The organism is Ruegeria sp. AD2(2025) (assembly GCF_056542385.1).
Map to the genome: position 1 here is coordinate 109,130 of NZ_JBQFZS010000008.1, position 11,408 is coordinate 120,537.

The window sequence follows — 11,408 nt, forward strand, 5'->3', positions numbered from 1 at the left end:
GAGGTGTCTTTGGGGCAAGGCGGGCATCACACCCGCCTTGCGTGTCGTTTAGTAGTTCGACAGGGTCTGAACGCAGGTCTTGGTCTCGGTGTTGTACATACCGCAACCCAGTTCTTTCCAATCCGATACCAGAACCGCCGATTCCGGCAGGAAGTCGGTCCAGGCATCACCCGGCACAACGTCGGTTTCGCTGATGATGTCAAACTGGCCGTCTTCCTGAATTTCACCGATCAGAACCGGCTTGGCCAGGTGGTGGTTCGGCAGCATGACCGCGGTGCCACCGGTCAGGTTCGGGAATTCCTGCCCGTACATCGCGGCGCGCACGGCGTTGACCTCGGTCGAACCGGCATCGGTCGCGGCGTTCACCCACATATTGAAGCCGATGTAATGCGCCTCCATCGGGTCATTGGTCACGCGCTCGTCGCCCATGGTGGCTTTCCACGTTTCGACGAATTCAGCGTTCGCATCGGTGTCCGCCGACTGGAAATAGTTCCATGCCGCCAGATGGCCCACCAGGTTGGTGGTATCCAGACCGGACAGTTCTTCCTCACCCACCGAGAAGGCCACGACCGGAATGTCATCCGCCGAGACGCCAGCCGCAGCGAGTTCCTTGTAGAAGCCAATGTTGGCGTCGCCATTGATGGTCGAGATCACACCGACCTTCTTGCCATCCGCACCCAGCGCAACAACGTCGGCCACGATCTTGGACCAGTCAGAGTGGCCAAACGGAGTGTAGTTGACGAAGATATCGTCATCCGCGATGCCTTTACCCTTCAGGTAGCTTTCGAGAATATTGTTGGTGGTCCTGGGGTAGACATAGTCCGTGCCGAGCAGAGCGAATTTCTCGACCCCCAGTTCCTCCAGGAAATAGTCGGTCGCAGGGATTGCCTGCTGGTTCGGCGCGGCACCGGTGTAAAAGACGTTTCTCGAGCTTTCTTCGCCCTCGTACTGAACAGGATAGAACAGCAGGCCGTTCAGTTCCTCGATCACCGGCAGAACCGATTTGCGGCTGACAGACGTCCAGTTGCCAAAGATCACATCCACCTCGTGCACGGTCAGCAGCTCGCGCGCTTTTTCAGCAAACAGCGGCCAGTCGGATGCGGGGTCGACCACCACGGCCTCAAGCTGCTTGCCCAGCAGGCCGCCCTTGGCGTTTTGCTGGTCGATCAGCATCAGCATGGTGTCTTTCAGCGTAGTTTCCGAAATCGCCATCGTGCCTGACAACGAGTGCAGTACACCGACTTTGATCGTGTCTTCAGCAGACAGAGCGGCCGTTGCCATGGCAGCAAAGACAACCGATCCGGCGAGCGTGGATTTAAGAGATGTCATTAGATTCTCCTGGCGGGGCGGGCACAGAAGCCTTGCGTTTGCACGCTGTCTTCTTCTACCTGATCCCCGCAACTGTTGTTGCGTTTCCGTGTGGCGGTTGTGTTCGAGGTCCAATTCGCGCAGCCGTCACACACCCCCGGGCGTTTTCCCCGTGGTGGGCACCCGTACGGTTTCTGCATTGCAGCGAAGTTGGCAAATGCTTAACCGGACATTCCCGAGCATTCGGCAGTTGTGCTTAAATTTTGGACGAAAGTCGGGATGATTGCCCAAGAAGTAATCTACTGCTCTGAAAAACGAACAGGATTGGCCGTTCGGGAATAGAGTTCTGACAGTCAAGCGCTGAAACAGGCGGCACCGAACGTTGTCTCGCAGGTGCGCCATTACACATCACACCCCGATATCGCCCCCCAAGGCCACGACCCCGCCACGCGCGCAAGGCGCGGTTCGGCTGAGCGTCAAGCGTCTGGGCAAAGCCTCGGTTCTGGACGGGTTTCGCCAGTCGGGGTCGTTCAAGTGCCTGTTCCCCCGAACCGACGGGGATGCACTGGATGCCGTGTTGCTGAACACCGCGGGCGGGATCACGGGTGGCGATTCGTTTCGATTACAGGCTCATGCGGGTGAAGGCACCACGCTGACACTAACCACGCAGGCCTGCGAGCGCGCCTATAAGGCCAAGCCGGGCCCATCCGGGCAGGTCGTCAATCACCTGACAGCCGCACCGGGCGCGCGGCTGAACTGGTTGCCGCAAGAGACGATCCTGTTCGACGGCAGCGCGCTTGACCGCCGCTTGCAAATCGATCTGGCCCCGGATGCCAGTGCGCTGATGGTCGAGCCGCTGATCTTCGGTCGGATGGCCATGGGCGAACGCCTGACCGATATCCGCCTGCGCGACCGGATCGAGATCCGCCGGAACGGCACGCCCCTGTTTCTGGACGCGCTGCGGTTCAGCGGCGATCTGCAAACGCATCTGGCCCAACCCCATATCGCAGGCGGCGCAGGTGCGATGGCTTTGGTAGCCTTCGCCTCGGCTACGGCCCAAGGCCAGTTGGCCGCGATCCGCCAGATGCTGCCCGACACGGCCGGGGCCAGCTTGCTGAACCGCGATCTGCTGGTGATCCGGATACTGGCCGACAACAGCTTTGCCCTGCGCCGCGCGTTGATGCCGGTGCTACGGCGACTGAACAACGACTCGCTTCCCCGATGCTGGATGATCTGACATGAACCTGACGCCCCGAGAAAAAGACAAACTTCTGGTCGCCATGGCCGCCGAGGTCGCCCGCAAGCGGCTGGCCCGTGGCGTCAAGCTGAACCACCCCGAGGCGATTGCCCTGATCACCGACGCCGTGGTCGAAGGTGCCCGCGACGGGCGGTCGGTTGCCGATATGATGCAAGCCGGGGCCGAGGTGATCACCCGCGCGCAATGCATGGAAGGCGTGCCCGAGATGATCCACGAGGTTCAGGTCGAGGCCACTTTTCCCGACGGCACCAAGCTGGTGACCGTGCACAACCCCATTCGCTAAAAAAGGAACACTGATATGACCCGTATGCTTTTCCCTGCCCTGATCCTGGCCGGCCCCGCCGCCGCCCATAACGGCACCCATATCCACGCGCATGGCACGGACTATGCCGCTCTGGCCGTGGGTCTGGCGGTGGTCACGCTGGCCGCCGTTGCACTGATGGTGAAGCTGAACAAATGATCCCCGGCGAGTTGTTCCCTGCCGCGGGCGAAATCACGCTCAACCCGGGCGCTGAGCCGGTGACGCTGATGGTGGCCAATACCGGCGACCGCCCGGTTCAGGTCGGCTCGCACTATCATTTCGCCGAGACCAACCCGGCGCTGGAGTTTGACCGTGACGCAGCACATGGGATGCGTCTGGACATCGCCCCCGGTACCGCTGTGCGGTTCGAACCGGGGCAAGCACGCGAGGTTTCGCTGATCCCGATCAGTGGCGCGCGCAAGGTTTACGGGTTCAATCAAAAGGTCATGGGGCGGCTGTGATGGGTGTTATTGATGTAGGTCGACACTACGAACTGAGGTTCGCCCCCGGCCCGAGGGTGGGGGCGTATTCGCCCCCGCCCTGGGGGGCGGGTCGGGGGCGAACCGGGGCTGCCGCCCCGGAGTGCGCTCAGAACCAGCCACGGTATTTGCCTACTAGCAAAACGACTGCGATTGCAGTTGGAACGAGCAGACTTGCGAGTCTTAGCCAAAACTCAACAGGTGCCAAACGATACACTCCATTCTCGATGCAAGTTTCCGTCAGCAATTTTCTAAGCACCATTGGGCGAAGCAAAAGCGGAAAAAGGAAATGCAGTGGCGGGGCACTGACTAGAAATCCGTCTTCTATCGAAACAAGTCATAGCGTTAGCCGGAATTTCGTTTTGGCGAAGCAGTCTTGGAGAACCAATGATTTCAGAAGGTTGCGGCCCGTTCACTTTTTTCGGCGCCGAGAATTAAATAGTTATTTTCAGCACCTTACCCGAACATCCGAATAGCCAAAACTCGGACGATGAAACAAATCGAAACTGTCGTGAGGCGCACGTATCAAAATGCCAGCACAAATCAAACGCTCTGACTATGCCGCCATGTTCGGCCCCACCACTGGCGACAAGCTGCGGCTGGCCGATACCGATCTGATCATCGAGGTGGAACGCGACCTGACCACCTATGGCGAAGAGGTCAAGTTCGGCGGCGGCAAGGTGATCCGCGACGGGATGGGGCAGTCTCAGGTCACGCGCGCCGACGGGGCCGTTGATACGGTCATCACCAATGCGCTGATAGTGGATCATTCAGGTATCTACAAGGCGGATGTGGGCCTGAAAGACGGGTGCATCGCCAAGATAAGCAAGGCCGGCAACCCCGATACGCAGCCCGGCGTCGACATCATCATCGGCCCCGGCACCGAGGCCATCGCGGGCGAAGGGCGTATCCTGACCGCAGGCGGCTTTGACAGCCATATCCATTTCATCTGCCCGCAACAGATCGAAGACGCGCAGCATTCCGGCCTGACCACCATGCTGGGCGGCGGCACCGGCCCCGCGCATGGTACGCTGGCCACCACCTGCACCCCCGGCCCCTGGCATATCGGGCGGATGCTGCAGGCGGCGGACGCCTTCCCGATGAACCTGGCCTTTGCGGGCAAGGGCAACGCCTCGTTGCCCGCCGCACTTGAGGAACAGGTCAAGGCAGGCGCCTGCGCGTTGAAACTGCATGAGGACTGGGGCACCACACCCGCGGCCATCGACTGCTGCCTTTCGGTCGCGGACGCTTGGGACGTGCAGGTGATGATCCACACCGACACGCTGAACGAATCCGGGTTTGTCGAAAATACGGTGGCGGCCATGAAAGGCCGGACAATTCACGCCTTTCACACCGAAGGCGCAGGCGGTGGTCATGCGCCGGATATCATCAAGATCTGCGGTGAGAACCACGTTCTGCCGTCCTCGACCAACCCCACGCGCCCCTTCACCGTGAATACGGTCGAAGAGCATCTGGATATGCTGATGGTCTGCCATCACCTCGACAAATCCATCCCCGAGGACGTGGCCTTTGCCGAAAGCCGCATCCGGCGCGAAACCATCGCAGCAGAAGACATCCTGCACGATATGGGCGCGTTCAGCATCATCGCGTCCGACAGTCAGGCCATGGGCCGGGTCGGAGAGGTTTTGATCCGCACATGGCAGACCGCTGACAAGATGAAGAAACAACGCGGTCGCCTGCCCGAGGAAACCGGCGAGAACGACAATATGCGCGTGCGCCGCTATATCGCCAAATACACGATCAACCCCGCGATTGCCCACGGTCTAAGCCATCAGATCGGCAGCATCGAAGAAGGCAAACGCGCCGATCTGGTGCTGTGGAACCCAGCTTTCTTTGGGGTCAAACCCGAGATGGTTCTGCTGGGTGGCACCATTGCCTGCGCGCAGATGGGCGACCCTAATGCTTCGATCCCCACACCGCAGCCGGTCTATAGCCGGCCTATGTTTGGGGCCTATGGGCGCTCGGTGGAACACTCGGCGATCACCTTTGTCTCGGCCGCCGCGCAGGCCGACGGGATTGGCGATACGCTTGGGCTGGCGAAACAGACCGTCGCCGTGCGCAATACCCGCGACATCGGCAAGCAGGATTTGCTGCTGAACGATGCAACGCCGCAGATCGACGTCGACCCCGAAACCTATGAGGTACGCGCCGACGGCGAATTGCTTACTTGCCAACCCGCCGACGTGCTGCCCATGGCGCAGCGCTATTTCATGTTCTGAGACAGGAAGAAGGCCAAGATGACCACCGCGATCAAAACCGCCCGCATCTATCACGATCACCCTCATACCCCGGCCTATGCGCAGGTGTCGCTGGACTATGACGGGCGCTTCCTGCGCCGCAAGATGCTGGCAACCGATGAGGGTGAGGCTTTTCTGGTCGATCTGGCCCAGACCAAATCGCTGGATCATGGCGGGGTTCTGGTGCTCGAGGACGGGCGCGAGATTGAGATCATCGCCGCGCCCGAGGAATTGCTGGAGATCACCGGCGACCATCTGCTGCAACTGGCATGGCATATCGGCAACCGGCACACGCCCTGCCAGATCGAAGCTGACAGACTGCTGATTCAGCGCGATCACGTCATCCGCGACATGCTGATGAAACTTGGGGCTGACATTCGCGAGGTCGTCGAACCCTTTACCCCCGAAGGCGGCGCATATGGTCATGGCAGGACCCATGGACACACCCACTAACGCTGACATCCTGACGCTGACGCAATGGCTGTCCCCGGCCTATCCGGTGGGCGGCTTCGCCTATTCCCATGGGCTGGAAGCCGCGATCGAACAGGGCCGGGTCGCCAGCGCAGACCAGACAGGCGACTGGGTCGCAACGGTGCTGCAACATGGTTCGGGCTGGAATGACGCGCTGTTTCTTGTGGCCGCCTATGATGCCGCTGACGGGGCTGCTTTGACCCGGATCGACGCTACCGCCCGCGCCTTTTGCGCGGGGTCGGAACGGCTGATGGAAACCGCCCTTCTGGGTCAGGCTTTCGGATCCGTGACCGGGGATGTCTGGAGGCTGGACCTGCAGCGCCTGACCTACCCGGTCGCGGTGGGCCGCGCCGCGCGGATGCAGAACCTGCAGCGCCTGCTGGTGACACAGATGTTCCTGCAGGCATTCACCAGCAATCTGGTCGCCTGCGCCACCCGCCTTGTGCCTCTGGGTCAGACCGAAGCGCAGCGGTTGATCCGCGACCTGACGCCGCTCTGCGCCAATATCGCCGAAACAGCCCAACAGACAGGTCTGGACGGGCTGAGCTCGACCGCTTTCCTGCCCGACATCGCTGCAATGCAGCATGAAACGCAATATTCAAGGATTTTTCGAACATGAACAGTATGAACGGCCCCCTGCGCGTGGGCATCGGCGGTCCGGTCGGAGCCGGCAAGACCACCCTCACCGCCGCCCTCTCGGAAGCCCTGCGCGACGTCTGTTCCGTGGGCGTCATCACCAACGACATCTACACGCAAGAGGATGCCGAGGCCCTGATGCGGATGCAGATCCTGCCGCAGGACCGGATCATCGGCGTCGAAACCGGCGGCTGCCCGCATACGGCAATCCGAGAGGATGCCTCGATCAACCTGGCCGCCGTGGCAGAGATGCAGGCGCGCCACCCCGATCTGGATGTGGTGCTGATCGAAAGCGGCGGCGACAACCTGTCGGCCACGTTCAGCCCCGAGCTGGCAGACCTGACGATATATGTCATCGACGTCGCCGCGGGCGAGGAAATCCCACGCAAGGGCGGCCCGGCGATCACGAAATCGGACATTCTGATCATCAACAAAACCGACCTCGCCCCCCATGTCGGCGCGTCGCTCGACGTTATGGAGCGCGATGCCACACGGATGCGAAAGGGCCGCCCGTTCGTGTTTTCGGCCCTACGCCACCGAAAAGGCACTGATGCGATTGTCAGCTTATTGGCGCAGCATGGAGGACTGAAGACAGCGGCTGGTTCAGCTGCGTGACTTTTGGGTCGTTTTCACAGAATCCCCGTCCTTGAATGCGATTGTCGTCGTCCGCCCCTGCCATGCTCCCACACGGGTTGCCAGAATTGTGTTCGATCTGGTGGGTTGGGAACGTCGCTTGGAACAGAGTGGATACACCCGCGCTGTTCACATATCGCTGATAGAACATATTGTGCTCATTACTGCACCATTATGCGCACTACATAGGTCAACTGTCCAAGCAACCCATTGGTGTCCTTGAGCCCAATTTGAGGTCCATTCTACGTCTGCTTCAGTTGGACCACTGGAATGGGAACACAGCTTTCCCGCCAAGGGCGCGGGAACGGCCTACCGGGCCGATTCCGAGGCTCTCTTGCCCACATCGCACTCACCCAGACACCGGCCATCACTCCCCCCTACCCGACCCGCAGTGACAGGTGTTAGAAACAGCCGAGCAACAAATACGATCAAGACCGCTCTCACCCACGGGCCGCCCTTGCGGTCAGCCTTTCGTCAATTCTTACCCGTGGGTAAGATCGTCCTCTTCCCACAAGTCCTCCAGCAACGCAGTAACGGCCCGCTCAAGTCTGGCACGGTCGACGCGAGTGAAGTCGAGATCATATTGCACTTCGATCCGCCCGCTTGAGGCTGCGCATTTTGCGATCCCTGCCCTGCCCCGCACCTGGAACGTGGTTTTCGCGCGGCGCGGTTTGCCTGTCGACGCCGGGCGTGCCTTGGGTGCCGTGCCGCTCTCGGGCGTCAGGACGCCGCGCAAGATTGCGACCTCTCGCGCGCCGTCGCGGTTCGGCTCGCTCATCAATGCGGTGTTAAGCTGCCCGATCAGTCCCGGGTCAGCATCGAGCTTGCGCTTGAGCTCGACCCCCACATTCCGGGGAATGTCGTTGGGGTGCATCAGGACCTTCTCCAGCCGCACAAGCAAACTGGCAAACGCGCGGATATAGCTGCGCTTGGTGTAGCTGGCCGATTTGAACAGGGTCGATACGGCCTTGTCCACGTCCTCGCAATTATTCGCAGGATCCTCGGCATATGCCCGCGCCAGCGCGCCCATTTCCGCAAATGAGATATCCTTGCGGATCAGGTTCTCATCCACCATCCGACGATAGCTGTCATCCAGCTCGGCCGCATCAGAGATGCCAGCGGGAATGGTCGCATAGCGATCATCGCCGGTCTCCTCGAACAAGGCGCGATAGGCCGACAGTCGCCGCATCCCCTGCACAAGCTCGAACCGGCCATCGGCCCGGCGTTCAACCCGGATCGGGTTCGACAGGCCGATATCCTGGATCGAGGCTTTCAGTTCGTCCAGTTCCGGATCCGGGCCCGGCTTGCGGTCTCGGGCCAGCCGCTCGGACAATACGTCCGCAAGCGCCACCTGCTCAGTCACCAGGCCTTCGCTCCGCAGCCGAACCAGTTCATGGGCCAGCCGGTCATTTTCCACACGGATCGCATCTTCGGTCGACTGCTGATCCCGCAGCGCATCGGCGTTTTCAGAAATCGCCGCCGCCATCGGACCGCGCCGCCGTTCCAGCACCTTGTCCGGCACTTTGCCAACCGGGATATCCTCCATCGCTGGCATATCGATATCGAACATTCTGCGTTTGCGGCTCATGCGTCATCCTCCAGCTTGTCCCAGGCCGACAGCATCACGCCCCGGAATTCGTCATAAACATTGTCGAAGGTCGAGCGCGCGCGGCGCCAGGTTTCGCGCGTCATCTCGCGATAATCCATCTCGTAGACCGAACTCAGGAACCGGCCCGACTGTTCGACCGCCCGGGTCATTTCAACCGGGTGCTCGGCCAGGTGATCGCCAAAGACCTTGCGGAAGGCATCATACATGGCGGTGTGCAACGCGTTGCCTGGCTCGTACCGGGTCAGCAGGAAGCGCAATTCGCAGAAGGTCTTGGGTAAGCCAATCTTACCCGTGGGTAAGGTCTTGTCGAACCCGTAAGCGAGGTCCTCGAGCGCTTCGGCCAACTGACCGATGAAAGAGGTCGTCGAATCGTATTCCCAATATCCGGGGCCGGACGGGATATAGAGCATATCCGCTGCGAACACCGCGTTCATCGACTGATAGCCGATCGCGGGCGGGCAATCGAACAGGATCAGGTCATAGGCGTCATCGGGAATCTGATCCAGATACCGCGACACGGCGGCAAAGAACGACCATTCGGGATTCAGGTGGCGATACTGTGCTGATGCGAATTCGACAAAGGCCGCATTGGCGCATGAGGGGATCGCGTCGATCGTCAACCATGAGGTCTGCTTGATAAAGTCCGATATCCGCAGGTCACCAAGGCCCATATCGGTGATCGAGGGCGGCAATTCGCGTTGGGGCAGGGCGGTGCCGGATTCGGCGGCGGCAGGGCGGTTGTTCATCCGCGCCGTCTCGCGGATCAGGTCGCGGGCCATGATGCCCCAGACCGTATAATCCTCGGCCACATCGGTCAGGCCCATCGAATGGCTCAGCGTCGCCTGCGGGTCGAAATCAACCACCAGCACGCGATAGCCATCAAGGGCTGCCGCATGGGCAAGGTGTAGCGCCACGGTCGACTTGCCTGCACCGCCCTTGAAATTCGCAACCGCAGCGCGGATGGCGCGTTTGCCAGCAGGGCGGGGCGGGGTGAGCGCCTTGCGATTGATCCGCAGCCTGCGGCGCAGCTCGTTTACCTCTTCCAGGCTGAACCAGCGTTGACGGCCATCCGGCTCGACCTCGCCACCGGGCAGGGACGGATCCGCCGCGAGCTTGCCGCGAAAGGTCGACTGGTTCACCTTGAAGATCAGTTCGGACACTTCCCAGCTTGAGAAGCGGCGCAGGGTCTTCTCCATCTCAGGACTGAAGGTCTGCTGGCGAATCCACCCCTGCAGTTTCAGCGACTGGGTGCGCAGGTCGTTCAGGTCTTCGTGCGTATACATGCCTCAGCTCTCGTTCATTGGACGCTATTTTTTATGATTTCACTATTTACGCCCGATTTGCGCTTTTGGCAAAAGAAATTATTATGAGGAAGCGATGTTACCCATGGGTAAGAAAACAAGGCGTTGGACCACCCCAACCGATTCGGTGGCCACCATGACAGTGCCAGAGCCGATGCGCGCGCCAGCGGGCCAGATTTAGGGGGGCAGCTTTGCAGATGAGAACCCATTTAGGGGGACAACATAGGCCAATGCGGGGGCAGCCAGGATGTCCCCCATCACCATAAATTCACCGATTTCTTTTCTTTTTTGAATGCTGATTGGGGACCGTACCGAGCGCTGGCGCAACGAAGTCTTGACAGAATCGAGTTATTGGACGCTAATCAGGGCACAATCATGAAAAGCGTTGGCAAACGGCGCATTCGATGCGGGACCACCCCGTCTGAGGCACTAAGGAGCGGTGAGGGCACCTATGCAGGTCGCGAAACCGGTCGGGCGCAATGCGCCCGCACTGAAGTACGATATCCTGTCAGCGCTGGCCGTCCATGCGTTGTCGGGCGATAAACACCGTCACCGCAGCATTCTGCGTATTATGACGCTGATCACCACCCGATATAACTGGCGCTCGAATGAGCTGTCGATCGGACGAGAGGAGATCGCGCGGCTGTGGTCGGTAAACGAACGCACGGTCAAGCGCGAGATGGCGCGGCTGCGCAGCGCCGGATGGATTGCCGTCAAACGCCCGGCGGCGCGGGGCCGGGTGGCGGTCTATGAGCTGGATCTAAAACAGATCATGCTGGACACGGTCGAGGTCTGGCCGGTCATAGGCTCGGATTTTCGGGACCGGATGCAACAGGAACCGTCCCCCGATACCCCGGATACGAATGTCGTGCCATTTCAGACGAAGCCCGCCATGCTGCCACCCGCTGGCGATGACGTCTGGGCACAGGTGCAGTCGATCCTGCACGGACGCGACCCCGAGCTTTGGGCCAGCTGGTTTCAACACCTCGTCGAGGCTGAGCGGGCAGGGGGCCGTGCGACGCTGATCGCGCCGTCGCGGTTCATGGCGGACTACATTGCGCAAAAGTGGTCGGCGCGCGTTCTGGCGGCTTATGGGCGGGTTGATCCGTCGGTCAGAACCCTGAGGATCGAAGCCGCCGAATAGGGCAGGGAGC

The 11,408-nt window shown here is 60.7% G+C and carries 12 protein-coding genes; 9 read left to right on the top strand and 3 right to left on the bottom strand.

The genetic code is table 11. The features are described from left to right. Nucleotides 1–48: 48 nt before the first annotated feature. On the bottom strand, nt 49–1,329 hold the full coding sequence (gene urtA / locus ACR1XV_RS15925) for an urea ABC transporter substrate-binding protein (protein ID WP_480533071.1): 1,281 nt from the start codon (nt 1,327–1,329) through the stop codon (nt 49–51). Nucleotides 1,330–1,690: 361 nt separating this feature from the next. Between urtA and ACR1XV_RS15930 the strand changes: the two genes are divergently transcribed. The 8 genes from ACR1XV_RS15930 (at nt 1,691) to ureG (ending at nt 7,326) form a co-directional block, all read left to right on the top strand. Beyond that, on the top strand, nt 1,691–2,545 hold the full coding sequence (locus tag ACR1XV_RS15930) for an urease accessory protein UreD (RefSeq protein ID WP_480533073.1): 855 nt from the start codon (nt 1,691–1,693) through the stop codon (nt 2,543–2,545). Nucleotide 2,546: 1 nt separating this feature from the next. Further along, the gene (locus ACR1XV_RS15935; protein WP_152460019.1) at nt 2,547–2,849 is read left to right on the top strand and encodes an urease subunit gamma; all 303 of its coding nucleotides are present in this window, start codon (nt 2,547–2,549) and stop codon (nt 2,847–2,849) included. 15 nt (nt 2,850–2,864) lie between these two features. Further along, on the top strand, nt 2,865–3,026 hold the full coding sequence (locus ACR1XV_RS15940; RefSeq protein ID WP_480533075.1) for a peptidase M23: 162 nt from the start codon (nt 2,865–2,867) through the stop codon (nt 3,024–3,026). Further along, a complete protein-coding gene (locus tag ACR1XV_RS15945; protein ID WP_480533077.1) occupies nt 3,023–3,328 on the top strand; it encodes an urease subunit beta in 306 nt (101 codons plus the stop codon). The genes ACR1XV_RS15940 and ACR1XV_RS15945 overlap by 4 nt, the downstream gene beginning before the upstream one ends. Before the next feature lie 548 nt (nt 3,329–3,876). Then, on the top strand, nt 3,877–5,586 hold the full coding sequence (gene ureC, locus ACR1XV_RS15950) for an urease subunit alpha (RefSeq protein WP_480533079.1): 1,710 nt from the start codon (nt 3,877–3,879) through the stop codon (nt 5,584–5,586). Nucleotides 5,587–5,604: 18 nt separating this feature from the next. Beyond that, nucleotides 5,605–6,057, top strand: coding sequence for an urease accessory protein UreE (gene ureE / locus ACR1XV_RS15955; protein WP_480533081.1), 453 nt, complete (start codon nt 5,605–5,607; stop codon nt 6,055–6,057). Further along, a complete protein-coding gene (locus tag ACR1XV_RS15960; RefSeq protein WP_480533083.1) occupies nt 6,041–6,694 on the top strand; it encodes an urease accessory protein UreF in 654 nt (217 codons plus the stop codon). The genes ureE and ACR1XV_RS15960 overlap by 17 nt, the downstream gene beginning before the upstream one ends. Further along, nucleotides 6,691–7,326, top strand: a complete 636-nt coding sequence (gene ureG, locus ACR1XV_RS15965) for an urease accessory protein UreG (protein ID WP_480533085.1) — start codon at nt 6,691–6,693, stop codon at nt 7,324–7,326. Before ACR1XV_RS15960 ends, ureG begins: the two co-directional genes overlap by 4 nt. A 499-nt stretch (nt 7,327–7,825) precedes the next feature. Here ureG and ACR1XV_RS15970 read toward each other — a convergent pair whose 3' ends face one another. After that, a complete protein-coding gene (locus tag ACR1XV_RS15970) occupies nt 7,826–8,932 on the bottom strand; it encodes a ParB/RepB/Spo0J family partition protein (RefSeq protein ID WP_480533087.1) in 1,107 nt (368 codons plus the stop codon). After that, nucleotides 8,929–10,236, bottom strand: a complete 1,308-nt coding sequence (locus ACR1XV_RS15975; RefSeq protein ID WP_480533089.1) for an AAA family ATPase — start codon at nt 10,234–10,236, stop codon at nt 8,929–8,931. Before ACR1XV_RS15975 ends, ACR1XV_RS15970 begins: the two co-directional genes overlap by 4 nt. A 469-nt stretch (nt 10,237–10,705) precedes the next feature. On the opposite strand from ACR1XV_RS15975, the gene ACR1XV_RS15980 reads away from it, so the two are divergent. Continuing rightward, nucleotides 10,706–11,398 carry a DnaA N-terminal domain-containing protein gene (locus ACR1XV_RS15980; RefSeq protein ID WP_480533091.1) on the top strand — a complete coding sequence of 231 codons (693 nt, stop codon included), beginning with the start codon at nt 10,706–10,708 and terminating at the stop codon, nt 11,396–11,398. Nucleotides 11,399–11,408 lie beyond the last annotated feature (10 nt).